Raw genomic sequence first — 25770 nt, 5'->3', positions numbered from 1 at the left:
GTTTAATCCTCTTTCTTAATAAACCGACCGATTACTGATGCTTATCAGTGTACGGTAGTAGTGCTAGGTAGCGTGAACGCTTGATTGCGCGAGCTAGTTGACGTTGGTATTTAGCGCTTGTACCAGTGATACGGCTAGGAACGATTTTACCAGCTTCAGTGATGTAGTTTTTAAGAGTTGCTACGTCTTTGTAATCAATCTCTTGTACGCCTTCTGCAGTGAAACGGCAGAATTTGCGACGACGGAAGAAACGAGCCATGGGCTATCTCCTGATCTTAAATAAGTAAATGTGTCGTCTAATCGATGCTTTAGCCAAAGCCTCAATATCTAATTAGACGAGGTACTAAATCTGAGTATGAATTACTCAGCAGCTGCTTCTGGCTTAGACTCAGCACGCTCTTCGCGACGAGGAGCACGCTCAGCACGCTCTTCTTTTTGCTTAAGCATGATAGACTGCTCAGTGATAGCTGTCTTAGTACGCATGATCATGTTACGTAGAACTGCATCGTTGAAACGGAAAGCAGTTTCTAGCTCATCGATTACAGCTTGGTCAGCTTCAACGTTCATTAGAACGTAGTGAGCTTTGTGAAGCTTGTTGATTGGGTAAGCCAGTTGACGACGACCCCAGTCTTCTAGACGGTGGATAGTACCGCCAGCTTCAGTGATAGTACCAGTGTAACGCTCGATCATGCCAGCAACTTGCTCGCTTTGATCAGGGTGCACCATGAATACGATTTCGTAATGACGCATAGGTTGCTCCTTACGGATTAGTAGCTTCCACGAGTGGCTCGGTCGTCCAGAGGAAGCAAGGAACTAATAAAAGTGACCGAGAATTAAGGAACGCGAATAGTACAGAATAGCAGCAGGATTGGCAAGAGAAATGTTTAGCGGGAGTTGACGTACAGGTTCAAGGTTCAAGCAAAGAGAACACAAAGCTATCTCCCCTATTAACGAACAGAACAAAGACGGCAAAAGTCATTGGGCAAATTCAGCTCTCTAACCTCTGTATTTTTCTTAATCACTAAACGCAAAAAGAGGAGCCGAAGCTCCTCTTTTCAGATGCGTTCTTCAAAATGAAGAGTGCAGCTTAGATTCAACTAAAAATTAGTCGAAGATCTTAGCAACAACACCGGCACCTACAGTACGGCCACCTTCGCGGATTGCGAAACGTAGACCTTCGTCCATAGCGATAGGAGCGATTAGTTCAACAGTCATTTGAACGTTGTCGCCTGGCATTACCATTTCTACGCCTTCTGGAAGCTGGATGTCACCAGTTACGTCAGTTGTACGGAAGTAGAACTGTGGACGGTAACCTTTGAAGAAAGGAGTGTGACGGCCGCCTTCGTCTTTAGAAAGTACGTATACTTCAGACTCGAACTTAGTGTGTGGGTTGATTGAGCCAGGAGCTGCTAGAACTTGACCACGTTCAACTTCGTCACGCTTAGTACCACGTAGAAGTGCACCAACGTTCTCACCAGCACGACCTTCGTCAAGAAGCTTACGGAACATCTCAACACCAGTACATGTAGTTGTAGTAGTGTCTTTGATACCAACGATTTCTACTTCGTCACCTACTGTTAGGATACCGCGCTCGATACGGCCAGTTACTACTGTACCACGACCTTGGATTGAGAATACGTCTTCGATTGGTAGTAGGAACGGCTGATCTACAGCACGCTCTGGCTCTGGGATGTAAGAATCTAGTGCTTCTGCAAGCTCAACGATCTTGTCTTCCCATTGCTTCTCGCCGTTTAGTGCGCCAAGAGCTGAACCTTGGATTACTGGTAGGTCATCACCTGGGAATTCGTACTCAGAAAGAAGTTCACGAACTTCCATTTCTACTAGTTCTAGTAGCTCTTCATCGTCAACCATGTCACATTTGTTCATGAATACGATGATGTATGGGATACCAACCTGACGGCCTAGTAGGATGTGCTCACGAGTCTGAGGCATTGGGCCATCAGTTGCAGCAACAACTAGGATACCACCGTCCATCTGTGCAGCACCTGTGATCATGTTTTTAACATAATCCGCGTGTCCTGGACAGTCTACGTGTGCGTAGTGACGAGTTGGAGTGTCGTACTCAACGTGAGAAGTTGCGATTGTGATACCGCGCTCACGCTCTTCTGGAGCGTTATCGATAGATGCGAAGTCTTTCGCTTCACCGCCGTACACTTTTGCAAGAGTAGTACAGATAGCAGCAGTTAGAGTTGTTTTACCGTGGTCAACGTGGCCGATAGTACCAACGTTAACGTGCGGTTTAGTACGTTCAAATTTTTCTTTAGACACGATCGTGTTCCTTCCTAGTTATGATTCGTCACGGTCTGAATTGACCGAGACGCGCCAGAATTTGCTATTTTATGCGCCAACGTCCGTCAGCGCAATATTTGGACGCTCTGATCTTTAAAAAAAGCACATACTTTTTTATAGATCAAGCTGCCAGATTAGTAACCACGCTCTGCAACGATTTTATCTGCGAAGTTTTTCGGTACTTCAGCGTACTCGTTAAACTCCATAGAGTAAGACGCACGGCCTTGAGTTGCAGAACGTAGGTCTGTTGCGTAACCAAACATCTCAGATAATGGAACTTGAGCACGGATGATCTTAATACCAGCCACGCCTTCTTCCATACCTTCGATCATGCCGCGACGACGGTTTAGGTCACCAACAACATCACCCATCCAGTCTTCTGGGGTAGTTACTTCAACATTCATCATCGGCTCAAGAAGTACTGGTTGTGCTTCCTGAGAACCTTTCTTGAATGCCATCGAGCCGGCAATCTTAAATGCCATCTCGTTAGAGTCAACATCGTGGTAAGAGCCATCAAACAGCGTTGCTTTAACATCTAGTACCGGGTAACCCGCTACTACACCACTGTTCATTTGCTCTTCGATACCTTTCGATACCGAGCTGATGTATTCCTTAGGAACCACACCACCCACAATTTCGTCAACAAAGACAAAACCTTCGCCAGGTTCAGATGGCTCAAGTTTAATCCAAACGTGACCGTACTGACCACGACCACCAGATTGACGTACAAATTTACCTTCAACTTCCGCAGTGCCACGGATCGTTTCACGGTATGCAACCTGAGGTTTACCAACGTTACAATCAACGCTGAATTCGCGCTTCATACGATCAACGATGATATCTAGGTGAAGCTCACCCATACCAGAGATCAGAGTCTGACCTGTCTCGTCGTCCGTTTCCACGCGGAAAGATGGATCTTCCGCAGCTAGTTTACCTAGTGCGATACCCATTTTTTCTTGATCTGCTACAGAGCGTGGCTCTACAGCAATCTGAATTACTGGGTCTGGGAATTCCATGCGCTCTAGAATAACCTTGTGGTTAGCGTCACATAGAGTGTCACCAGTCGTTACGTCTTTCAGGCCGATTGCTGCTGCAATATCACCTGCACGAACTTCTTTGATCTCATCACGCTTGTTTGAGTGCATCTGTACGATACGACCAAAGCGCTCTTTCTTCTGCTTCACAGAGTTGTACACTGCGTCGCCAGAGTTAACCACACCTGAGTATACGCGCATGAATGTCAGCGTGCCTACAAATGGGTCTGTTGCGATCTTAAATGCTAGAGCTGCAAACGGTTCGTTGTCGTCAGCGTGACGCTCAACTTCGTTTTCGTTCTCATCGATACCTTTAATTGCAGGAACATCGATTGGAGAAGGCAAGTACTCAACAACTGCATCTAGTACTGCTTGAACACCTTTATTTTTAAACGCACTACCACATGTAGCGAGTACGATTTCATTATTTAGTGTACGAGTACGTAGCGCTTCTTTGATTTCCGCTTCAGACAGTTCACCTTCTTCAAGGTACTTATCCATTAACTCTTCTGTTGCTTCAGCAGCTGACTCAACTAGGTTGTTGCGCCACTCTTCAGCAAGTTCTTGCATGTCAGCAGGAATGTCTTCGTATGTGAAGGTTGTGCCTTGATCGGCTTCATTCCAGTTGATCATCTTCATTTTGATAAGGTCGATAACACCTTTGAAGTCATCTTCCGCACCAACGTTCAGTTGGATAGGCACTGGGTTTGCGCCAAGACGGTTTTTAATTTGATCAACAACACGAAGGAAGTCAGCACCAGCACGGTCCATCTTGTTAACAAACACCATGCGTGGAACGTGGTATTTGTCAGCTTGACGCCATACTGTTTCAGATTGAGGTTCAACACCTGATGAACCACAGAACACAACAACCGCACCATCGAGAACACGCAGTGAGCGTTCAACTTCGATCGTGAAGTCTACGTGCCCTGGAGTATCGATAATGTTGACACGGTGGTCTGGGAATTGCGCTTCCATACCACGCCAGAAAGTTGTTGTTGCTGCAGAAGTGATAGTAATACCACGCTCCTGCTCTTGCTCCATCCAGTCCATTGTCGCAGCACCATCGTGCACTTCGCCAATTTTGTGAGAAAGGCCTGTGTAGAACAGAATACGTTCACTGGTCGTTGTTTTACCAGCGTCTACGTGAGCAACAATACCGATATTACGGTAGCGCTCGATTGGTGTTTTGCGAGCCACAATTAAATCCTCTTCAAATGGGACATAGGGACTATTGCTATGTCGAGAAGCATGACAATAAATGAAAAATACTATGCTTCAGATATAGCAATAGTTCCTAGCTTGCGCATAGGAACTATTGGGGTGCTGCGAGAAAACTCGCAGCACGGCAAAGACATTACCAGCGGTAATGTGCGAACGCTTTGTTCGCGTCAGCCATTTTATGAACGTCTTCACGTTTCTTAACAGCTGTACCTTTGTTCTCAGACGCGTCTAGCATTTCAGCAGCTAGGCGTTGAGCCATAGATTTTTCACCACGCTTACGCGCAGCTTCAACCAACCAACGCATAGCAAGTGCGTTACGGCGAACCGGACGTACTTCTACAGGTACTTGGTAAGTTGAACCACCTACACGGCGAGATTTAACTTCTACCGCTGGGCGAACATTTTCAAGAGCTTCTTCAAATACAGCTAAGTGATCTTTACCAGATTTCTCAGCCATTGTGTCTAGTGCAGTGTAAACGATTTTCTCTGCAGTAGATTTTTTACCGTCAACCATAAGGATGTTAACGAATTTTGCCAGCAGTTCTGATTTGAACTTTGGATCTGGAAGGATCTTACGCTGACCGATGACGCGACGACGTGGCATGGATTTTCTCCGTTGTCTTCTTCAGGTTTTATCCAAAACTTTTCAGTTTTTTCAAAAAAATAAAATTGAAAATAAGTGTTTGGCCTTACTTAACGCTTTCTTTTAAAAGAAAGATTAAGACTTAGGACGCTTCACACCGTACTTAGAACGACCTTGTTTACGGTCATTAACGCCAGCACAGTCTAGTGCACCACGTACTGTGTGGTAACGCACACCCGGAAGGTCTTTTACACGACCGCCACGGATTAGAACAACTGAGTGCTCTTGAAGGTTGTGACCTTCACCACCGATGTACGAAGTTACTTCGAAACCGTTTGTTAGACGTACACGACATACTTTACGTAGTGCCGAGTTAGGTTTTTTAGGTGTAGTAGTGTAAACACGAGTACATACACCACGTTTTTGTGGACACGCTTCTAGTGCAGGCACGTTGCTTTTAACAACCTGCTTTGCACGAGGCTTACGCACCAACTGGTTAATAGTTGCCATTAACTAGCTCCTGATTTACTGAAAAGTAAGCTTTGTGAAAAATCTATCCCCAATCACATGTGGTAATTAGGGACGCAAAATTTTATTCAGAGGTGGGAGGTGTGTCAAGAAATATACAGATCTTTTTTGCTTATAAAGCACTCAAAGGGGCTAATCGAGAGTAATTGACTGGATATGCAGTGTCGTTAGCTGAACAAAACCATCAAAATCCACTTTATTTAACGATGGGCTCACGCGCTCCTCAATCCCACGAGCTTGTAGATCTTCGCGCAACACCGAGACATTTAACCCCTTCAAATAAGAAAAAGCCTGATGTTGGCTTATTGCTGCGTAGACGGCACTTTCAACTAATAAAACAGAGTCCTGCTCTGATGCCAACCTTTGAGCTTGGCCCAAAGCAGTGATAGATTTTGCAATAATCAACATAGCAACAGCCTTAGAAAGTCAGAACAGAGTGGCATTGAGTAATCTGCTGGCGAATCTCATCCGCACTGAGGTGCTCTACATCAATGATAAGGTCAGCATGAGAGCACCCGCGTTCTGCTAGTGAATCCTTACAGACATAAACCTGTTCAATATCATACAAATCAAAGAGCTTCATCATTGGTGCATAATCTTTACTAAGGATGCTTTCGGTAGACTGCCCTGCGAGCAATTGGAGCACACCATCACCGATAAACATGACTTTAATCGACTCACTATACGCCGATGCCGCTAATAACGCGTCAATACCTTCGCGGCCGCTGCTCGTGCTATGTGGGCCTTGAGTAAAAAGATATCCGAGTGTTTTCAAAACTGCACCACCCTATCTTGCGTTAACATAGCCTCGGCTAAACTACCTAAACCCGCTTGCTCAAATGACAAAGCAAGGTTGTCTTGTGTCAAACCATGTTGCTGTGCCTCACTCTCTCCGACAACACCGCGCCTTAGCGCTGCAGCGACACAGGTTTCGAGACGCACAGAATGCTCATGAGCGAGGGCTTGCCATGCTTTCACTAAATCAAACTCATCATTGGCAGGTACCGTCAAAGCCGAGCCGTTATACACCCCGTCTTGGTAAAAGAACACACTTGTCAGTGTGTGTCCTTGCTTTAGCAAACTTTGCGCAAACAGATAGGCACTACGCGAGGATTGCGTCCCGTAGACACCGCTGTTGACTACCAATGTGTAACTCAGTGAACTCAAATTTCTTCGTCCTCAGTCTTGCGCTGACGGATATACAAGTAAACGGTATGTTTTGAAATGTTCAGACGGTCGGCAACTCGGTTAATCGCATCTTTAATATCAAAGATGCCTTTGTCATAGAGCTCCATGACTATCTGGCGGTTCTTGGTATTATTCGATACCGATTTATCCGCATTAATCTCTTCGATAGTGCGCTCAACAGTTTGGTCTACCAGCTCTTCAACATCACTGGCAAAATTTACCGATGATGCCGCTTGTTTCGCCTCTTCTGTCGGCATAAAGGAATTGAGAACCTGTGAGAATGGCGCATCTAGATTGACGTTAATACATAACAAACCGATCACTCGGTTCTCACCGTTTCGAATTGCCACAGTGATGGATTTCATCAAAACGCCACCCTTTGCTCGGGTGAAATAAGAACGTGAAAAGTTGCGCTCTGAGCCTTCAATATCTTTTAGCATTTTCAAGGCAAGGTCGGTGATTGGAGAGCCGACCTGACGACCCGTATTTTCACCATTCGCGATCTTGATTGCTGATGTGTTTAAGTCTTCCAATGAGTGCAAGACAATTTCACAAAACGGACCAATCAAGCTGGCAATGCCATCAACGACGGCTTCATAAGATTTCAAAATAATCTTGTCGTGCTCGCTAAACGGCATCGTATTGACCGATTCCATTTCCATCAGAGCATCGACATTAATTGCTTCTGTTGATGTCACTTCACTCTCCCCCATTCGCAACATCCAAATTAGTTTCTATCTAAAGTAATAGCCGCCAATCAGCGACCCAAGTAACTAACTGGGTATAAACTCAACAAATTGATGTAAGTTTATCAGAAATTTTTAATCGAACACTCATGTATTCGATCAAACTCTTTGTGATTTTGTGCAAATTTCGATGTTCACCACACTAAGGCTATAAAAAAACCCGGCAAACAAGCCGGGTTTTCGTTATCAAAACTGAGTCAGTTAATTACTGAGCAGTCTCATCAACAATTTGTACTAGCTCAACTTCAAATACTAGTGTTGAGTTTGCAGGGATTGTTGGCGTGTCTTGGTCACCGTAAGCAAGCTCTGGCGGGATAACAAACTTGTACTTAGAACCTACAGGCATTAACTGAACACCTTCCGTCCAACCTTCAATCACTCGGTTTAGTGGGAATGTTGCTGACTCACCACGGTCGTATGAGCTATCAAACTGAGTGCCATCGATAAGTGTACCTTTGTAGTGTACTTCTACCGTTGCTGTTTCAGCTGGCGTATCACCCTCTGCTGGAGTAAGCACTTGATACAGTAGACCAGAATCAGTCTTCACTACGCCGTCTTCTTTCTCAAACTCAGCACGGAAATCTGCACCTGCTTTTTGCGTTTCAGCTGCTTGCTCTTCTGCTTGAGCTTGTAGTGTTTCAGCAACACGCTTGTCTAGAGACTCTAGTGCTGCACGCGTCTCGTCTTCAGAAAGCGCAGACTCAGCAGTAAATACATCTTCAATACCTTTCAGTACTAGCTCTTTTTTCAGTTCAATACCAAGCTCTGCAGGTTTTTCAATGCTTGTTGATAGGTAAGAAGCAAAAGAGGCACCAATTGCGTATGCCGCTTTATCATCCTCTGATTCAAAGTTCATTGCAGCGCCTGATTGAACTTGCTCAGTTTGCGCTTCTGGTGCGACTTCGACTTTTGGTTCTTCTTCTTTTTGACAACCAACTGCTAGTACAACTGTCGCCGCAAGCAGTGAAACTTTAAACATAGATTTCATTAAATTCTCCAACTGATCTGGATGTAATCTGATAATAATTCTGTCCACAATTATGCCATTACCTCTGGCATGCACAACCGAGTTGTACCACTATAGACATACGTTTAGTAAATTTCCCTATAAATTAAGTCAATAGTTTGTCAGTTACACGATTTCTAACAAAAAACATCGTATGGATCAGCTTATTAGCGCTCAACGGATGCTTTTTTGGCCCGACACAAGTCGCTCAATGGGAGCTAGAACCCCAAGGCACAACCAGCTTTGGCTTAAGTCGCGATGCGAGGTTCGCTCTCACCTACTCACCAGAGAACCAGTTGATTCTCTGGGACTTAACACTCGATAAAAAACTGGCTGAGCTCGGAGAGCTTGACCAGGATGCGAGCCACGTATCGAAAATTCGTCTCTCTGACAATGGCCGCTTTGCCATCACCACCAGCCAAACCAACTTCGCAGTTTGGGACCTAGGGTGGACAAAAGCTGAAGGCCTATGGTCCATATCCGATGGACTCATTAGGGACGCTGATATTGCCAGTAATGGTGAACAAGTCCTGCTTGGCCTTACAAACGGTAAAGCCATCTACGTAGACTTAGTCACTGGAAGGCGCATAGAGTTCCTTGCACACAACGAAAAAGTCAATTCAGTCGCTATTGCTCCCAATGGCAGGTACGCCTTATCGGGTGGTAATGACTACCAAGCCTACCTTTGGGACACACAAACAGGTCTGGTGGTGCATGCCTTTGAGCATGAACAGCGTGTCAATCGCGTAGCCTTACAGCGTGACGGAGAGTTAGCATTCACCTCCGATGGCGGGAACCAAGCGGTTATTTGGGATCTAAAAACGGGCAACAAAGTCAGTGAGTTGAAAAGCTTCTCAAGACAACTCATTTTTTCTAGCGCTCGCTTTTCTGACGATGGTCAGTGGCTAATCACTGGAACCCCTGCTGGGCAAATTGCAGTATGGGAAACATCCTCTGGGAAAAAAATTCAGCAAATGGAGGCGAAACCGCAAAAAGATACACGCCCTCCACGAGCCGTGGTGTATGATGCAGCCTTTGGTGAACAGCAGGTCGTCTCAGGTACATCTGCGGGAATTGCACAAGCATGGGAGTTTCAGCCGTAATATGTCTCAAAACAATGAAGCACTAGAACAACGTGTTAATGATTTAGAGTGTCAATTAGCCTTTCAAGAGCAGACTATCGAAGAGCTCAATGAAGCACTGAGCCAACAGCAATTGCTGATCACGAAGATGCAAGATCAGATGAAGTATGTTGTGGGTAAAGTAAAGAATATGGACAGTTCAAACCTCGCTGACCCCTCTGAAGAGGCGCCACCACCTCACTATTAGTGGATAGTAAGTCTATATTTCTAGGCGAAACAATACACCATAACCAAGCCACTCACGACCAAGCAACCACCAATTCTTCTCAGCTGATTTTCCGGCTGAGAAATAATTTCCAACAGCATTTTTCTCCAGCTGTTCGGTACTAGAAGCGGCCCTAAGCCTTCCAAAATTAAGAAAATACCCATCGCAAGCAAAAATGTTTCTAGCATCTGATGTTGTTCCTATATCGTTTCGGGTTCTATTTTTAAATCATTTAAAAAGAAAAGGCTCCCATTGGGAGCCTTTCACTATGCTTTAAAACTAATCATTAGTTTGCCGCTGCACCGTGAGCGTTGTTCATGTACTGGAAGAAGTCACTCTTCGGATCAAGAACTAGGATATCGCTCTTGTCACTGAATGATTTCTCATATGCACCAAGTGAACGTAGGAAACCGAAGAACTCTGGATCTTTGCTGTATGCATCAGAGTAGATCTTCGCAGCTTCTGCATCCGCTTCACCTCGAGTAACTCGAGCTGTTTTATCGGCTTCTGCTAGTACTGTCGCGACTTCAAGTTCGGCTTGAGCACGAATGACTTCCGCTTTCTCACGACCTTGAGAACGGTGACGACGAGCTACTGATTCACGTTCAGCACGCATACGACGGTAGATTGATTCACTGATTTCGTCAGGAAGGTTAATCTTCTTCATACGGAAATCGACAATCTCAACACCTAAGTCAGCCATTGCACTGTCGGTTGTGCCAGCAAGAACATTTTCCATGATCTTGTCACGCTCACCGTCAATCTCAAGAGCTTGCTTCGCCGCTTCAGTTGCTACTTCTTCGTCATCTAGAGAGTCTGGAAGTACATCTTCATTACGTGGACCAGAGACAATCTGCTTGATTTCACGCGCACCGATTTCAGAACGTAGTACGTCCATCACTTTACGTTCTAGTAGAGCTTCCGCTGTTAGGTTGTTACCACCACCTGTTGTTAGGTAGAAACGACCAAAGTCAGAGATACGCCACTTAACGTAAGTATCGATAAGCACGTCTTTTTTCTCAGACGTTACGAATCGGTCAGTACGGCCTTCCATCGTTTGGATACGTGCATCAAGAGTTTTCACACGATCAAACAGTGGCATCTTGAAGTGCAGGCCTGGCTCATAGATTCGGGATACGCCGTTGTCATCAAGTACACGACCAAAACGAATTACCATGCCACGCTCGCCTTCTTGAACAACGAAAAGTGACATCAAAAGCAGTGCTAGCGCAACAACTAGTACAGGGATCATTAACTTACGCATTATTAGTATCTCCCTTGACGTGTGCCAGTTGAACGCGAGTCAGAATTGGAATCAGACGTTGGAGCTTGCGATTCTAATTCAATTTGATCGTAGCTAGACGATGAGCGTTGAGTACGCTTGGTATCGGTTTTGCCTTCACCCGCTAACTTATCGATTGGTAGGTACAGTAAGTTGCCACTTGATTCCGAATCAATCAGTACCTTAGAGGTGCTCGTGTAAACTTGCTCCATCGTATCTAGGTATAGACGATTACGTGTTACCTCAGGCGCGGCCTGGTATTCAGGAAGCAGCTTCTCGAACTGAGCTACTTGACCAAGTGCTTCGTTAGTAATGCGCTCAGAGTAACCAAGAGCTTCTTTCTTCAGACGCTCTGCTCGACCTGTTGCCTTCGGCAAAATATCGTTGCGGTACGCTTCTGCTTCACGTTCAAAACGCTCTTCATCCTCACGAGCAGCGATAGCATCATCAAATGCGTCTTTTACTTGCTCAGGTGGACGTGCAGATTGGAAGTTCACATCAACGATAACCAAACCCATATCGTAGCTGTCTACGATATCATTCAGAGTCTCTTGTGTGCTTTGACGGATTTGTTGACGACCACTGGTCAGAATACTATCCATCAAAGAGTCACCGATCACCGCACGTAGTGCAGAGTCGGTTGCTTGACGAAGACTGTCATCCGCATTAGTAACGACATACAAGTATTTGTATGGGTCAGCAACACGGTATTGAACATCCATCGCTACTGTCACAACGTTTTCATCTTTTGTCAGCATTAAGCCAGATGAGCGTAGTGAACGAATCGCCTGAACGTTAACAGGAGAGACTTCATCAACAAAACGTGGGCGCCAGTTCAGACCAGGATCAACGATTCGATCGTATTTACCTAGACGTAACACAACACCACGCTCGGCTTCACCAATTGTGTAGAAGCCTGCGAAAACCCAGATAGCAATTGCAATAACCGCAATAACACCGAATCCTAAGAATCCACCATTAGAGCCGTTAGATGAGCCACTGCCACCTTTACCACCAAACTTACCACCCAGCTTTTGACTCAGTTTGCTGAAAACTTCATCCAAATCTGGTGGTCCTTGCTCACGGCCGCCATTTTTCTGGCCGCCACGATTATTGTTACCCCAAGGGTCATTATCGCGGCCATTATTGCCGTTGTTATTACCAGGCTCGTTCCACGCCATTAGTAAGCTCCATCATTTGATATGACGTTATACTGTAGCAGTCATTTAAGTAACTATAAAGTCACGTAAAACTGCCCCTTCTCTTTTTTCGAGTCGCTGCCAATCAACATTCTGCATGCGGATATCAATAAGAAGATTTCCCTCTTCATCGTAGCCTTCATTCAAAATGCACTGTTTCTCGAAGAACACGCTGCGGATTCGCCCCTGATAAGCAGGCGGTATCTGCAATTTGTACTCGACCATTTGACTGGCAAGACGTTCTTTTAAAGCATCAAAGAGCAAATCCATACCGATGTCTGCCATCGCAGAAACCCAAACGGTAGTTGGAATTCCCTCGTCATCTCTTTCAATACGAGGTTTTTGCCCTTCTAGATTATCGATCTTGTTCATGACCACTAGGGTCGGTATCTCAGAGGCATCGATCTCCTCTAGTACCTCGTGAACAGCATGAATGTTCTCACGAAAACGCTCATCACTGGCATCAACAACGTGTAACAAAATGTCAGCTTCTTGCGTTTCTTGTAACGTTGCCTTAAAGGCTGCAACAAGATCATGCGGAAGGTGACGAATAAATCCTACGGTATCTGCCAAAATCGCAGGACCGACCTCTTTGAGCTCTATCTTACGCAGTGTAGGATCTAACGTTGCAAATAACTGGTCAGCGGCATAAACGCCCGCCTCAGTGATGCGGTTAAATAATGTCGATTTACCTGCATTGGTATAACCAACTAGGGAGACGGTAGGGATTTCAGCGCGTCGACGGGCTCGACGTCCTTGCTCTCGCTGCTTAGAGACTTTCTCTAGACGGCGAAGGATCGCTTTGATCCTGTCACGCAGTAGGCGTCTGTCGGTTTCAAGCTGGGTTTCACCCGGCCCTCGAAGACCAATACCACCTTTCTGTCGCTCCAAGTGGGTCCATCCACGAATTAATCGAGTAGAGATATGACGTAGCTGCGCAAGCTCAACCTGAAGTTTACCTTCATGCGTTCTTGCACGCTGAGCAAATATATCGAGGATCAAACCAGTTCGGTCTAACACTCGACAACGACATAGCTGTTCTAGATTTCGTTCTTGAGCAGGGGAAAGGGCGTGATTAAATATCACTACATCTGCCTCTTCACGCTGAACGGCCTCAGCGATCTCTTGGGCTTTACCCTCTCCGACATAATACTTAGGGTGCGGCGACTGACGGCTGCCGGTAATGACCTGCAGCGACTGTACACCAGAGGAAGAGACTAGCATTTCAAACTCTACTAGATCTTCCCACTCACCCTCTTGCGTGAAGTTGATATGAACAAGTACGGCTCGCTCACCGGCTTCATAACGGTCAAACAAGCGTTCAACTCCTTTGTTCTATGTGATTAATCAGGGATTAATCTTCTGATTTTTCTTGTGGGCGGTCGTTTTGAGGACGCTCACCGCTGTGATGGCTCACTGGACGAGCCGGCACAACTGTAGAAATCGCATGCTTGTATACCATCTGGTTTACTGTGTTTTTCAACAAGATAACGAATTGGTCGAATGACTCAATTTGACCTTGAAGCTTGATACCGTTAACCAAGTAGATAGATACAGGGATACGCTCACGGCGTAATGCATTTAGAAATGGGTCTTGTAGAGATTGCCCCTTAGCCATTTTATTTTCCTTATTTGTATTTATGTTGTTGTTATTTAGCTAGTGGTGCTTTGCAATGATTTGCGCTGCTTTGTGCATCTGAGCTAAACAGTTTCAAGTGACCACACTTACTAAGTAAGAATGATCTTTCGCGCAAAAGCAAAAATATTATACACAGTAAACTCAATCGCTGGCTATTGCCTGAGAGAGAGTTTCTAAAGCGAGATCAACATTTTCGCTATCCAACCAAGTCAGATCATCCCAGCTGCGCAACCAGGTGATTTGTCGCTTGGCTAATTGACGAGTTGCACACACTCCTCGAAACTTTGCCTCTTCGAGTGTGGCGTTCCCGTCCAAATAGTCCCACATCTGTCGATAGCCGACGCATCGAATAGAAGGAAGATCAGGGTGAAGATCGTCACGCTGATACAGCGCTCGCATCTCATCCTCAAATCCTGCTTCCATCATTTTGTCGAATCTTAGTTCAATACGACGATGGAGCTCTGCCCTATCCTTGGGAGCTATTGCAAACTGTTTGACACGGTAAGGGATGGGTTCACCCTTTGTCGCAGTCAACTCAGTAAGAGTTTTACCTGAAATTCGATAAACTTCCAATGCCCTAGACAATCTTTGTGGATCATTAGGGTGTATTCTTTGTGCTGAGACGGGATCAACCTCTCGAAGTTGGTCATGCATCGCCTGCCAACCTAGTGATTGCGCCTCTTGATCAATCTGTGCTCGAATCTCTTGATCGGCCGCTGGTAATGGAGACAACCCTTCCAGCAATGCTTTATAGTAAAGCATTGTTCCACCCACCAAGAGTGGGATCTTACCTTGAGCAACAATATCGGCCATCTCTTTCAACGCATCACGTCGGAAATCTGCTGCTGAGTAGGCTTCACTAGGATCAAGAATATCGATAAGCCTATGAGGGGCTAACTCAAGCTCTCTCTCGTCAGGCTTCGCTGTACCGATGTCCATATCGCGATAAATCAATGCCGAATCCACAGAGATGATTTCAACGGGATAACGTTGTCTCAAACGGATGGCTAAGTCTGTTTTACCTGAAGCCGTAGGGCCCATCAAAAACAGTGCTAGAGGTAACTTTTCATTCATAATTTAAACGCAGAAATCGTATCGGTAAAGTCGATACTAATCATAAGATTAGAATCGTCTAATGGTAATTGACCATGCCAGAGCTGTTCTAGTTCCCCTAAAATTTGAACCGCTTCAGACAAAGTGTAGCTAGGTTTCTCAACAGTCACCTGATTTGCTAACCATTTCGTCATGCGTTCTAGAGATTGAGGATCGTTTGTCTCGCAATTTTGAGCCGCGTACGATAACAGATCCGGAATCAGTTGTTGAAGGTTTTGTTGTCGCATCGGTTGCGGTACAGCCATGACCATCAAGGTTGATTTATCTTTCTCAACAATTTTGATCCCGAGCTTCAGCAGCATAGGTTGGATCTTTTGCTGCGCTTGATATAGCTCATCTTCCACCTTAATCGCCAGCGGAATCAATAACGGCTGCATGGTTAGAGGCCCTTGTTGTGGGTTTAGCTGGCCATATTGCTTCCACCACTCTGCTCTTGCTATCGACAACATAAAGCAATGACCATCATATTGAGTGAGAAGGTAGCGCTGTTCAACGATACAGATGGCTTTCCCAAACTCTTTGGCTACTATTGTTTTGGCCTTCGCTGAGGCTTGTGCTAGCGCAGGCTGTTCTGAAGTTATAGAAGCAGATTCAACCGAGGTTTGAGCCTTCGTCATATCAGGAGTTTGCATCAATTCCTGATATGCTTTTACCTCTCTTTGACTCGGTGAGCTCTTCGGTGCTCGCTCGCGAGGGCTCGAAGCACTTTTGGAGGCTGGGCGAGCTTCTGCCTGCCACTCGCGCCCCGCATGACCTTCGTTGATTTGCGCAGTGCTCACTGTCGAGACTTTATTCGGATAAGAGGCTGTATTTTCAACCGCTTGATTGAGCTGCTGATCGATTGCTACCGCAGACGAAACGTTGGAGTGAGAAGCTTGATTCTCATCAGCATGATGAAAAGCCGACCCTGTTTGCTTTCGCTCATCAATATTCAAGCTTTGGGCAAGTGCGCCAGCCAGTGCTTGATAGATAAAGTCGTGAACTAGCCTTGCTTGGTGAAAGCGGACTTCATGTTTCGCAGGATGCACATTGACATCCACTTGGTGCGGATCAATTTCAATAAACAGCACATAAGTAGCAAATTGATCAGGCCTCAGGGTAGTTTCATAGCTTTGACGAATCGCGTGATTGATCAATTTATCGCGCATCATACGGCCATTCACATAGCAGTATTGAAGATCGCTTTGCTGTCGAGCTCCCTCAGGTGTAGTGATCCAACCATGAAGTTTAAGATCGTTATGCTCCAGCTCGACTTTTAGCATTGAACGAACAAACGCAGCGCCACACACTGCACCAATGCGCTTCTCCGCTTGCACTTGTGTTTTTGCTGCTCGATATTGACGAATCATCTTTCCGTTGTGACGCAAGTTTATCGTGACATCAAAACGACTCAAAGCAATACGCTTTAATAGTTCATCAATATGCGTGAACTCAGTTTTTTCGGTCTTTAAGAATTTACGTCGTGCTGGCGTATTAAAAAAGAGATCTAACACCTCAACAGAAGTGCCCACAGGGTGTGCAGCCGGCTGGAGCTTTACCTCCATATCTCGACCTTCGGTGTAACACGACCAAGCCTCTTCTTGCGTTGTCGGACGTGAAGTCAACGTCAGCCTTGCGACGGAGCTGATACTGGCGAGAGCCTCACCCCGAAAGCCTAAACTTATGATCGCTTCAAGATCATCTAGAGTGTGAATTTTCGATGTTGCATGACGACTAAGGGCTAAGCCAAGCTCATCTTTAGGGATCCCTTTCCCATTGTCACGGACACGGATCATTTTGGCGCCACCCTTCTCGATGTCTATATCGATACGAGTCGCACCAGAGTCTAAGCTATTTTCCACCAGCTCTTTTACTACCGACGCTGGTCGCTCGACTACTTCACCAGCCGCAATTTGGTTGGCAAGACGAGCGGGTAAAATCTTAATCGTCATTATTCTACTTACTTGGGATAGTTAGTACCTGTCCTACCGCTAATTGGTCAGAGCGCAAGTTATTCGCTGACCGAATACTTGATACCGACACACCATACTGATTGGCTATTTTTCCGAGGAACTCACCTCGCTTAACCGTGTGCTTTCTCGGTGGTATATCCGCAACACTAACAGTGATCTTTAACTTCTGACCCAGCCTTAACGTATCCGACTTAAGGTTATTTTCGCGTTTAATCGCAGCAACGGAGACCTTATATTGTTGCGCGACTTTACCTAAATAGTCGCCCCTGCCAACAGTATGAGTGATGGTCTTGGTTTGCACAGTCGGTGAGCTACTCGACGCTGCTACGGTGATCTTCAGTTTCTGACCTAATTTTAGGGTATCTGACTTAAGGTTGTTCTCCCGCTTAATCGCAGCAACAGACACATTGTACTGCTGAGCAATCTTACCGAGATAGTCGCCCTTTTGAACCGTATGTGTGACCGTTTTGGTCTCAACCGCTGGTACATTATTCGGCACTGCTGGCGCCGCGCGGTTAGTCGCAGGTATCGACAACATCTGGCCTATCGCCAAACTGTTACTTTTCAGATTATTCGCGTTTCGGATCGCGGTAACTGTTGTTCCATAACGATTCGCAATAACAGAGAGGCTCTCTCCTTTTTGCACTTTGTGCTTTATCGTCTTACTTCGATTGGCAAACAGTGTTCCTTCAGGCGCGTTACTTTCAAAATACTGGACTATTGCAGTTGTTAAAGCACGAGCAAGCTTGTCTTGATGCGAACGCTGGAAGAGCAACTTCTCTTCAGTCGGGTTTGAAATAAAGCCTGTTTCAACAAGAACAGAAGGAATGTCAGGTGACTTCAATACTGCCAAACTGGCGTTAATCGGCTTTTTCTGGTGCAAATGGGCAACCTTACCCATTTCATTCAGAATTTTTGTCGCTACTTTATAGCCCTCTCGTTGAGAGAACTGGAATTGCATGTCGATCAATGTCTGACTGACATTTCTATCGGTATTATTGTTGGCAAGAAGATCGCCAGCACCGCCTAGGAGTTGGGATTGCTCTTCGTGATTTTGAACCCACTTAGCGAGCTCAGAGTTAGCACGCTTGGTGTTCAATACAAAGACTGAGCCCCCACGCGGTTTAGGAGAATGGAAAGCGTCTGCATGAACCGAAACCAAAAGGTGTGCACCGCCCTCTCGAGCCAGCTCTGAACGACGATTCAAGTTAACGAAATAATCACCTTGACGCGTCAGTACCGCCTTCATGCCCGGTATTGCATTGATGTTCGCGGCAAGCTTTTTAGATATGGCCAGTGTTGCATGCTTCTCATACTTCTTTGAAGGGCCAATAGAGCCGGGGTCTTCACCACCGTGCCCTGGGTCAATTGCCACGACAATATCGGCATTACCAGTAAGTTGAGAAGCATCTCTACTCACCTGAGATGCACTGCTACTGGCTGCCGGCGCTTTCTTTTCTGCATGAGGCATATCTACGACTAAGCGATAACCGTATTGCCCCCCCGGTGTCGGAGCCAGTTTAAATACTGATGGCGTGGTTTTCCCTTTCAACTCAAAAACAAGTCGAAATGTACCTGATTCAGGGGGAGAGCTTTTGCGTATGCGCTTAAGTACAGGGCTATCCGTTACGTTAACCGGAAGCTTTGCCGCTAGCGTTGTATTTTTGAGATCGACAACGACGCGGTCAGGGCTACTCAAAGTAAAGTAGCTGTGTACCGCTTCCGACTTAAGATCAATAACGACACGAGTCTCTTCTGGTGAAGGCCAAACTCGAATACTCTCCAGCACATTGGCTAGAACTGTCACTGGTATCAATGCCAGTAACAGAAAAAGGGAAAAACCTCGTCTCCACATAGCGAATTACTCAGCTAACTCCATTTGTTCAACTAACTTGTTTCCATACTCTGTCATCGCTCGCAGTGTCGCTTGACGCTGCTCACCGTCATAACGGATATCAATATGCAGATCAGGCTCAGGGAGCATACCCTCTCCTTTCTCTGGCCATTCAACTAAGCAGATCGCATCATCTGTAAAATAGTCTCTTATACCCATAAATTCGAGTTCTTCTGGATCCGCCAAACGATAGAGGTCGAAATGGTACACCATCCAGTTTGCTAGCTGATAAGGTTCGACCAAGGTGTAGGTCGGGCTTTTGACATTCCCGACATGCCCTAAGGATCGAACGAAGCCTCGGCTAAATGTTGTCTTCCCGGCTCCAAGATCTCCATGCAGGTAGATCGTAGTTTGCTGAGAACAGCGCTGTGCAAGATGATCGCCTAGCTTAATCGTCTCTTGCTCATCTTTTAGGAAAAATGTCTTTGATATCATTTAATTCTGGCAATACTTAGTTGTCATTCTCGGCGATCTTTTTCTGAAACGTATGTGTTTCCGTACAGAAATAAAAAGCTGTCTAAATTTCAAGTATATATAATTCAGAGATAGGGAAATAGTAAAACGCAGATAAATTGACAGACAACTTTGATCTTTGCGTATTTTTTGATGTTCATTTTACGTGAGATCCGCTAGGATCGGCGCCCGCAAAAAGGAGCACTCCTCTATGAACCTAATTGAGCTGGCCACTAATATTAAAACTTGGGGTAAAGAACTTGGCTTTGATCAGGTCGGTATCACCGATGTTGATCTCAAAGCACATGAGAGCTATCTACAAAACTGGCTAGACAATGGGTATCACGGAGAGATGGATTGGATGGCTCGTCACGGCATGATGAGGGCACGTCCTGAAGAGTTGCTGCCCGGTACATTACGTGTTTTAAGCGCTCGAATGGATTACTTACCACCAGAGGCTCAGTTTGCGTCAAACCTAAAAGATACTCACTCTGGCTATATTAGTCGTTATGCTCTCGGTCGTGACTATCACAAGCTCGTTCGTAACCAGCTAAAAAAGCTTGCTCAAAAAATAGAGCAAGAAGTTGAAGCTCTTGGGTATCGCCCCTTTGTTGATTCAGCGCCTATTTTGGAGCGTCCGCTAGCCGAAAAAGCGGGACTAGGCTGGGTCGGGAAGCACTCGTTACTTCTCAATAAAGAAGCTGGCTCTTGGTTTTTCTTAGGTGAATTACTGATTGACCTACCTCTTCCTATCGATGTGCCTAAAGATGAAAATGAGTGTGGTCACTGCGTAGCATGCATTACCTCCTGCCCGACACAAGCGATTGTAGACAACAAAGTTGTCGATTCACGCCGCTGCATTTCATATCTCACGATTGAATATGATGGCATTATTCCGCTTGAGTTTCGTAAAGCAATAGGTAATCGAATATACGGCTGTGATGACTGCCAGCTCGTTTGCCCGTGGAATCGTGAAGCTGAGATTACGCAACATACTGACTTTCATCGCCGAAATGAGTTTGATGATGCGCATTTGCTAAAGCTATTTTCATGGAGTGAGGCCGAGTTTCTTGAGCGAATGCAAGGCAGTGCTATCCGACGAATCGGCCATACACAATGGCTGAGAAATATCGCTATTGCGATTGGAAACGCGCCTTACAGTGAAGACTATATCCCTGCATTGACAGAACGACTTGGAATAGATGAAGGTCTAGATGAGCATTTACTTTGGGCTATAGCCGAGCAGAAAGCAGCGTTGAATAACGTACCCAATGTCGATAGAAAAAAGCAGAGGCTTATCAGAATAGTCGAAAAAGGGCTGTCACGAGACGCCTAAATTTCATAAATCACTCACACATTTTTTGAGCTAGCTCTAAAAAGCTGACTTTGTGGAAAAATTTTCTCTGGTTGTAAAAATTCACCTCTCGGTGAAAGTTAGCCACATCACAAAAAAATGATAAAGATCAAAAAACAATACTATTCCTGTCAAGTTCTAAACTACAAATTTATTTGATAGATTAAATTAAACCATTAAAAACAATAACTTAATTACGTAAAGGACAACCTTTACTTTTCTTCATCATCTGATGATCCTAAAGCCTGTGTAGGAATATGTTGAAAGATCTTAATTATTCACCAACTTATCCACAAATGTAAACATGTGGATAACTCTGTGAATCGAATAGGGAAATGCCCATCTATCAAACGATAGAAGGGGTACAATTCATCTTTTATACAGACAAAAGCGCACTTGATTAACATGCAATCAAGTTTCATATCTTTATGGGGGATTATGCTTCACAGCATGAGGAAAGAGCGTTATCGGATTTCAGAGAGATGAAATTGGTTGCGGGGGCCGGATTTGAACCGACGACCTTCGGGTTATGAGCCCGACGAGCTACCAAGCTGCTCCACCCCGCGTCCGATGTTCATTGTTAAGTACAATGAGAACTTTTTATTTGGAGCGACACACGAGGTTCGAACTCGTGACCTCAACCTTGGCAAGGTTGCGCTCTACCAACTGAGCTAGTGTCGCATATCAACAGCAAGCGCTATTGATTAAATTTGGTTGCGGGGGCCGGATTTGAACCGACGACCTTCGGGTTATGAGCCCGACGAGCTACCAAGCTGCTCCACCCCGCGTCCGATGTTCATTGTTAAGTACAATGAGAACTTTTTATTTGGAGCGACACACGAGGTTCGAACTCGTGACCTCAACCTTGGCAAGGTTGCGCTCTACCAACTGAGCTAGTGTCGCATATCAACAGCAAGCGCTATTGATTAAATTTGGTTGCGGGGGCCGGATTTGAACCGATGACCTTCGCTGGGTTTTATGAATGGCTGAGCCCGACGAGCTAGCGAATCACAATACCACTAAAAATTGGTTGCGGGGGCCGGATTTGAACCGACGACCTTCGGGTTATGAGCCCGACGAGCTACCAAGCTGCTCCACCCCGCGTCCGATGTTCATTGTTAAGTACAATGAGAACTTTTTATTTGGAGCGACACACGAGGTTCGAACTCGTGACCTCAACCTTGGCAAGGTTGCGCTCTACCAACTGAGCTAGTGTCGCATATCAACAGCAAGCGCTATTGATTAAATTTGGTTGCGGGGGCCGGATTTGAACCGACGACCTTCGGGTTATGAGCCCGACGAGCTACCAAGCTGCTCCACCCCGCGTCCGATGTTCATTGTTAAGTACAATGAGAACTTTTTATTTGGAGCGACACACGAGGTTCGAACTCGTGACCTCAACCTTGGCAAGGTTGCGCTCTACCAACTGAGCTAGTGTCGCAATGTCACTGTTAGGCACAATGAAAGCCATTTATCTGGAGCGACACACGAGGTTCGAACTCGTGACCTCAACCTTGGCAAGGTTGCGCTCTACCAACTGAGCTAGTGTCGCAATGTCATTGTTAAGCACAATGAAGGCTATTTATTTGGAGCGACACACGAGGTTCGAACTCGTGACCTCAACCTTGGCAAGGTTGCGCTCTACCAACTGAGCTAGTGTCGCATATTCTCTTGATGAGAATTGGTTGCGGGGGCCGGATTTGAACCGACGACCTTCGGGTTATGAGCCCGACGAGCTACCAAGCTGCTCCACCCCGCGTCCGATGTTCATTGTTAAGCACAATGGAAGCTATCTATCTCTAATAAAAGAGAATTGGAGCGACACACGAGGTTCGAACTCGTGACCTCAACCTTGGCAAGGTTGCGCTCTACCAACTGAGCTAGTGTCGCTTTTCAACAACGTTTCCGTCGTTTAGGGCTGCGAATTATAAGAGCATTTTTTTGTGATGCAAGTGCTTTTTCTAAAAAAAATCCAAAATTGATCCAGTTGATGAAAAAGCATCCATTACACAGCCTATGTCGGTGTGATTTTAATCAAATTAGCGCAATTAGATCTTAAAGATCGTTTCGCGGTAGTATTTTAGCTCGGCTATCGACTCTCGAATATCATCTAAAGCTAGGTGTGTGCCTTGCTTTGAGAAGCCATCCAACACTTCCGGCTTCCAGCGACGAGTCAACTCTTTAAGAGTGCTAACATCAAGGTAACGATAGTGGAAATACTCTTCTAGCTCTGGCATGTGCTTGTACAGGAAGCGACGATCTTGACCGATGCTATTGCCGCAAATAGGTGATTTCCCTTTAGGCACCCATTTTTCTAAGAATGCGATGGTTTGACGGATCGCCTCTTGTTCATCAACATCACTGTTCTGAACTCGCTCCACCAGCCCACTCGCCGTATGCGTATTGGTACACCAGTCATCCATCTTATCGAGCTCAGCTTGTGGCTGTTTTACTGCTAAAACAGGGCCTTCTGCCAAAATATTAAGCTCACTGTCTGTCACAATGGATGCAATTTCGATGATTTTGTGAGTTTCAGGATCTAACCCCGTCATCTCGAGATCAACCCAAATTAAGTTCTGATCACTGAAAGACATAGTTCTGTCGCCTATTTGTTTGCACATAAAAAAGGTACTATACCCAAATTAAGATCCTCAAGATAGAGCGTACAATCCCTCTAGCTTGGTCACACGATATTAGAGAGTTAACGTGGCGAAAAAGAAAAAGCTGACAAAAGGTCAGGTGAGACGAGTCAGAAGCAACCAGAAAAGAAAGCTCAAGCAGCAAGACACTGTCCAGTGGGATGAGACTATGCTTGGCGCGGTAAAATCTGGTTTGGTGATCACTCGCTTTGGTCAGCATGCCGATATTGAAGATGCACAAACGAAAGAAGTGCATCGATGCAACCTACGCAGAGGAATCGAAAGCCTCGTCTCTGGGGATCAAGTTCTTTGGCGAGCAGGCCTTGAATCAATGGATGGCATCTCAGGGGTTGTCGAAGCCGTTGAACCTCGCACGTCTGTTCTTACTCGTCCAGACTACTATGATGGTCTAAAACCTGTTGCAGCAAACGTCAACCAGATGATCATTGTCTCTTCTGTCCTGCCAGAGCTTTCACTTAACATCATCGACCGCTATTTAGTGGCTGCTGAGACACTACAGATCGCACCTTTGATTGTACTCAACAAAATTGATTTATTGACAGACGAAGAGCGTGAGAAGTATGCCGAGTCACTAAATGAATATACAAAGATCGGTTATAAAGTTCTTTTTGTTAGTAAGCAAACGGGTGAAGGCGTCAAAGAGCTTGAAGCTGAACTTATCGATCGTATCAATATCTTCGTAGGTCAATCTGGTGTCGGAAAATCAAGCCTAGCAAACGCACTGATGCCCGAGCTTGAGGTTGAAGAAGGTGCAGTATCTGAAAATTCAGGACTTGGTCAGCACACCACAACCGCAGCACGTCTCTACCATATTCCAAGTGGCGGTGACTTAATTGACTCTCCGGGAGTACGTGAGTTTGGCTTGTGGCACCTAGAGGCAGAGGAAGTCACTAAAGCGTTTGTTGAATTTAGACCATACTTAGGTGGTTGTAAGTTCCGTGATTGTAAACACCAAGACGACCCTGGTTGTATCCTGCAACAGGCCGTTCAAGATGGGAACATCAACCAAATTCGCTTTGATAACTATCATCGAATTTTGGAGAGTATGAGCGAGGGTAAAGCTAACCGTCAGTATTCTCGCAATAAAAAAGCGGACCTATAAATGAACCCAGCTACAAGATGATGACTTTTGTGGCTGACAACTGGGTAAGGTTTGAGTAACATCTCGCGCCCACAGCATGACGAAAACAAACAAGATTGGATTACCATCATGGATAAACTTAAAGTTGGATTGCAATACTGGCTTCCACAGCACGCATTGACGCGTCTCGTCGGTAAACTTGCTTCAGCTAAGGCAGGCGGCTTGACGACGACCATCATTAATTGGTTCATCAAGCAGTACAAAGTCAATATGGATGAGGCGCTTCACTCTGATCCAAAACACTTCAAAACGTTCAATGAGTTTTTTGTTCGCGAACTCAAGCCTGGCATGCGTCCAATTGTGGAAGACGAAGCCGTCTTAACACATCCAGCAGACGCTTGTGTTAGCCAGTTTGGCCCTATTGATAATGGCTTACTTATTCAAGCTAAAAACCATAACTACTCGGCTCTTGAGCTACTTGGTGGCGATGACGCTCTGGCACAAGAGTTCGCGGATGGTGAGTTCGCGACACTTTATCTGTCCCCTCGCGATTACCATCGTGTACACATGCCTTGCAAAGGCACGTTGCGTCAAATGATCTACGTGCCTGGCGATCTTTTCTCGGTAAACCCGCTGACCGCAGAAAACGTCCCGAACTTATTCGCCCGCAACGAACGCGTTGTGTGTATTTTTGATACCGAGTTTGGCCCGATGGCACAGGTGTTGGTCGGTGCAACGATTGTTGGCAGCATTGAACTGACGTGGGCTGGTACTGTTACACCGCCGCGCGGCAATACCGTTTACCGTTGGGATTATCCGGCTGAGGGTGACAACGCAATCACGTTCGAAAAAGGCCAAGAGATGGGGCGCTTTAAGTTAGGCTCTACGGTCATTAATCTATTCGCTAAAGACGCGATTCGCTTTGATGACAGTATGCAAAACACGGCACCTACCGTGATGGGCACAGCTTACGCTCACAAGCAATAACGCTGCACCATAAAGGTCATCAAGCCTCGCATAAGCGGGGCTTTTTATTGCCTATCATCCTGTGCACTGTGGTGTTTTGCTGTATTTTTGACCTAAAACAAAGTATCGATGGATTGCACAAGTCAGCTTCTCATTATTCAAACTGGCTCGACGTACCCAGCCATAAGCTACTGTATTCTAATCGAAGATT

26 protein-coding genes and 12 tRNA genes are annotated in these 25770 nt (G+C 45.7%); 5 read left to right on the top strand and 33 right to left on the bottom strand.

Annotated features, from left to right (window positions below):
* Positions 1-31 precede the first annotated feature (31 nt).
* The 11 genes from rpsR to fkpA all read right to left on the bottom strand — a co-directional run bounded on the left by rpsR (position 32) and on the right by fkpA (position 8601).
* Complete coding sequence (gene rpsR / locus QWZ05_RS14510) at positions 32-259, bottom strand: 30S ribosomal protein S18 (protein WP_000090472.1); 228 nt, start codon at positions 257-259, stop codon at positions 32-34.
* A 101-nt stretch (positions 260-360) separates the two neighbouring features.
* On the bottom strand, positions 361-750 hold the full coding sequence (rpsF, locus tag QWZ05_RS14505; protein WP_264874317.1) for a 30S ribosomal protein S6: 390 nt from the start codon (positions 748-750) through the stop codon (positions 361-363).
* Between the two features lie 354 nt (positions 751-1104).
* Positions 1105-2289: an elongation factor Tu gene (gene tuf, locus QWZ05_RS14500; protein WP_264874318.1), complete on the bottom strand. Its 1185-nt coding sequence runs from the start codon at positions 2287-2289 to the stop codon at positions 1105-1107.
* A gap of 155 nt (positions 2290-2444) precedes the next feature.
* Positions 2445-4544, bottom strand: a complete 2100-nt coding sequence (fusA, locus tag QWZ05_RS14495) for an elongation factor G (protein WP_290299087.1) — start codon at positions 4542-4544, stop codon at positions 2445-2447.
* Positions 4545-4701: 157 nt separating this feature from the next.
* Positions 4702-5172: a 30S ribosomal protein S7 gene (gene rpsG, locus QWZ05_RS14490; RefSeq protein WP_264874320.1), complete on the bottom strand. Its 471-nt coding sequence runs from the start codon at positions 5170-5172 to the stop codon at positions 4702-4704.
* A 114-nt stretch (positions 5173-5286) separates the two neighbouring features.
* A complete protein-coding gene (rpsL, locus tag QWZ05_RS14485) occupies positions 5287-5661 on the bottom strand; it encodes a 30S ribosomal protein S12 (RefSeq protein ID WP_004399892.1) in 375 nt (124 codons plus the stop codon).
* 150 nt (positions 5662-5811) lie between these two features.
* Positions 5812-6087, bottom strand: a complete 276-nt coding sequence (gene tusB / locus QWZ05_RS14480) for a sulfurtransferase complex subunit TusB (protein ID WP_264874321.1) — start codon at positions 6085-6087, stop codon at positions 5812-5814.
* Positions 6088-6097: 10 nt separating this feature from the next.
* Positions 6098-6454: a sulfurtransferase complex subunit TusC gene (tusC, locus tag QWZ05_RS14475; RefSeq protein ID WP_264874322.1), complete on the bottom strand. Its 357-nt coding sequence runs from the start codon at positions 6452-6454 to the stop codon at positions 6098-6100.
* Positions 6451-6846 carry a sulfurtransferase complex subunit TusD gene (gene tusD / locus QWZ05_RS14470; RefSeq protein ID WP_264874323.1) on the bottom strand — a complete coding sequence of 132 codons (396 nt, stop codon included), beginning with the start codon at positions 6844-6846 and terminating at the stop codon, positions 6451-6453. The genes tusC and tusD overlap by 4 nt, the downstream gene beginning before the upstream one ends.
* Positions 6843-7565, bottom strand: a complete 723-nt coding sequence (locus QWZ05_RS14465) for a helix-turn-helix transcriptional regulator (protein WP_264874324.1) — start codon at positions 7563-7565, stop codon at positions 6843-6845. Before QWZ05_RS14465 ends, tusD begins: the two co-directional genes overlap by 4 nt.
* Before the next feature lie 253 nt (positions 7566-7818).
* Positions 7819-8601, bottom strand: a complete 783-nt coding sequence (gene fkpA, locus QWZ05_RS14460) for an FKBP-type peptidyl-prolyl cis-trans isomerase (protein ID WP_290299082.1) — start codon at positions 8599-8601, stop codon at positions 7819-7821.
* 137 nt (positions 8602-8738) lie between these two features.
* On the opposite strand from fkpA, the gene QWZ05_RS14455 reads away from it, so the two are divergent.
* Positions 8739-9722, top strand: coding sequence for a WD40 repeat domain-containing protein (locus QWZ05_RS14455; RefSeq protein ID WP_264874326.1), 984 nt, complete (start codon positions 8739-8741; stop codon positions 9720-9722).
* Between the two features lies 1 nt (position 9723).
* On the top strand, positions 9724-9948 hold the full coding sequence (locus QWZ05_RS14450; protein ID WP_264874327.1) for a SlyX family protein: 225 nt from the start codon (positions 9724-9726) through the stop codon (positions 9946-9948).
* Between the two features lie 20 nt (positions 9949-9968).
* Here QWZ05_RS14450 and QWZ05_RS14445 read toward each other — a convergent pair whose 3' ends face one another.
* From QWZ05_RS14445 to tsaE, 9 genes are all read right to left on the bottom strand, one after another.
* Positions 9969-10154, bottom strand: coding sequence for a DUF2065 domain-containing protein (locus tag QWZ05_RS14445; RefSeq protein ID WP_264874328.1), 186 nt, complete (start codon positions 10152-10154; stop codon positions 9969-9971).
* A gap of 98 nt (positions 10155-10252) precedes the next feature.
* Positions 10253-11230, bottom strand: a complete 978-nt coding sequence (gene hflC, locus QWZ05_RS14440; RefSeq protein WP_264874329.1) for a protease modulator HflC — start codon at positions 11228-11230, stop codon at positions 10253-10255.
* Between the two features lie 2 nt (positions 11231-11232).
* The gene (hflK, locus tag QWZ05_RS14435; RefSeq protein WP_264874330.1) at positions 11233-12429 is read right to left on the bottom strand and encodes an FtsH protease activity modulator HflK; all 1197 of its coding nucleotides are present in this window, start codon (positions 12427-12429) and stop codon (positions 11233-11235) included.
* 45 nt (positions 12430-12474) lie between these two features.
* Entirely contained in the window at positions 12475-13764 is a 1290-nt protein-coding gene (gene hflX, locus QWZ05_RS14430; RefSeq protein WP_264874331.1) for a ribosome rescue GTPase HflX, read from the bottom strand.
* Between the two features lie 37 nt (positions 13765-13801).
* Entirely contained in the window at positions 13802-14065 is a 264-nt protein-coding gene (gene hfq / locus QWZ05_RS14425; RefSeq protein ID WP_164649270.1) for an RNA chaperone Hfq, read from the bottom strand.
* 162 nt (positions 14066-14227) lie between these two features.
* On the bottom strand, positions 14228-15160 hold the full coding sequence (miaA, locus tag QWZ05_RS14420) for a tRNA (adenosine(37)-N6)-dimethylallyltransferase MiaA (RefSeq protein ID WP_264874332.1): 933 nt from the start codon (positions 15158-15160) through the stop codon (positions 14228-14230).
* Positions 15157-17130 carry a DNA mismatch repair endonuclease MutL gene (gene mutL, locus QWZ05_RS14415; protein WP_290299077.1) on the bottom strand — a complete coding sequence of 658 codons (1974 nt, stop codon included), beginning with the start codon at positions 17128-17130 and terminating at the stop codon, positions 15157-15159. Before mutL ends, miaA begins: the two co-directional genes overlap by 4 nt.
* Before the next feature lie 4 nt (positions 17131-17134).
* Positions 17135-19006 (bottom strand): LysM peptidoglycan-binding domain-containing protein, encoded by a 1872-nt coding sequence (locus tag QWZ05_RS14410; protein ID WP_290299075.1) that lies wholly within the window; start codon positions 19004-19006, stop codon positions 17135-17137.
* Positions 19007-19012: 6 nt separating this feature from the next.
* A complete protein-coding gene (tsaE, locus tag QWZ05_RS14405) occupies positions 19013-19480 on the bottom strand; it encodes a tRNA (adenosine(37)-N6)-threonylcarbamoyltransferase complex ATPase subunit type 1 TsaE (RefSeq protein ID WP_264874335.1) in 468 nt (155 codons plus the stop codon).
* 229 nt (positions 19481-19709) lie between these two features.
* On the opposite strand from tsaE, the gene queG reads away from it, so the two are divergent.
* Positions 19710-20834 carry a tRNA epoxyqueuosine(34) reductase QueG gene (queG, locus tag QWZ05_RS14400; RefSeq protein ID WP_290299072.1) on the top strand — a complete coding sequence of 375 codons (1125 nt, stop codon included), beginning with the start codon at positions 19710-19712 and terminating at the stop codon, positions 20832-20834.
* Between the two features lie 507 nt (positions 20835-21341).
* On the opposite strand, the gene QWZ05_RS14395 is transcribed toward queG, so the two are convergent.
* The 13 genes from QWZ05_RS14395 to orn form a co-directional block, all read right to left on the bottom strand.
* Positions 21342-21418: transfer RNA gene (locus tag QWZ05_RS14395), tRNA-Met, on the bottom strand.
* 39 nt (positions 21419-21457) lie between these two features.
* A tRNA-Gly gene (locus QWZ05_RS14390) sits at positions 21458-21533 on the bottom strand.
* A 30-nt stretch (positions 21534-21563) separates the two neighbouring features.
* Positions 21564-21640, bottom strand: a tRNA-Met gene (locus QWZ05_RS14385).
* Positions 21641-21679: 39 nt separating this feature from the next.
* A tRNA-Gly gene (locus QWZ05_RS14380) sits at positions 21680-21755 on the bottom strand.
* Between the two features lie 124 nt (positions 21756-21879).
* Positions 21880-21956: transfer RNA gene (locus tag QWZ05_RS14375), tRNA-Met, on the bottom strand.
* A gap of 39 nt (positions 21957-21995) precedes the next feature.
* Positions 21996-22071: transfer RNA gene (locus QWZ05_RS14370), tRNA-Gly, on the bottom strand.
* Between the two features lie 30 nt (positions 22072-22101).
* A tRNA-Met gene (locus QWZ05_RS14365) sits at positions 22102-22178 on the bottom strand.
* 39 nt (positions 22179-22217) lie between these two features.
* Positions 22218-22293, bottom strand: a tRNA-Gly gene (locus QWZ05_RS14360).
* A gap of 35 nt (positions 22294-22328) precedes the next feature.
* A tRNA-Gly gene (locus tag QWZ05_RS14355) sits at positions 22329-22404 on the bottom strand.
* A gap of 35 nt (positions 22405-22439) precedes the next feature.
* Positions 22440-22515: transfer RNA gene (locus tag QWZ05_RS14350), tRNA-Gly, on the bottom strand.
* Positions 22516-22534: 19 nt separating this feature from the next.
* Positions 22535-22611: transfer RNA gene (locus QWZ05_RS14345), tRNA-Met, on the bottom strand.
* A 55-nt stretch (positions 22612-22666) separates the two neighbouring features.
* A tRNA-Gly gene (locus QWZ05_RS14340) sits at positions 22667-22742 on the bottom strand.
* Between the two features lie 158 nt (positions 22743-22900).
* A complete protein-coding gene (orn, locus tag QWZ05_RS14335; RefSeq protein ID WP_264874337.1) occupies positions 22901-23446 on the bottom strand; it encodes an oligoribonuclease in 546 nt (181 codons plus the stop codon).
* A gap of 112 nt (positions 23447-23558) precedes the next feature.
* Between orn and rsgA the strand changes: the two genes are divergently transcribed.
* Both rsgA and asd read left to right on the top strand, forming a co-directional pair.
* On the top strand, positions 23559-24614 hold the full coding sequence (rsgA, locus tag QWZ05_RS14330) for a small ribosomal subunit biogenesis GTPase RsgA (protein WP_264874338.1): 1056 nt from the start codon (positions 23559-23561) through the stop codon (positions 24612-24614).
* A 108-nt stretch (positions 24615-24722) separates the two neighbouring features.
* Complete coding sequence (gene asd, locus QWZ05_RS14325) at positions 24723-25580, top strand: archaetidylserine decarboxylase (protein WP_264874339.1); 858 nt, start codon at positions 24723-24725, stop codon at positions 25578-25580.
* Positions 25581-25770 lie beyond the last annotated feature (190 nt).

Origin of the sequence: Vibrio agarivorans (assembly GCF_030409635.1) — a bacterium.
Lineage (GTDB): Bacteria > Pseudomonadota > Gammaproteobacteria > Enterobacterales > Vibrionaceae > Vibrio > Vibrio agarivorans.
Note: the sequence above shows the minus strand (reverse complement) of the source record. Positions and strands in the feature narration are given on the sequence as shown.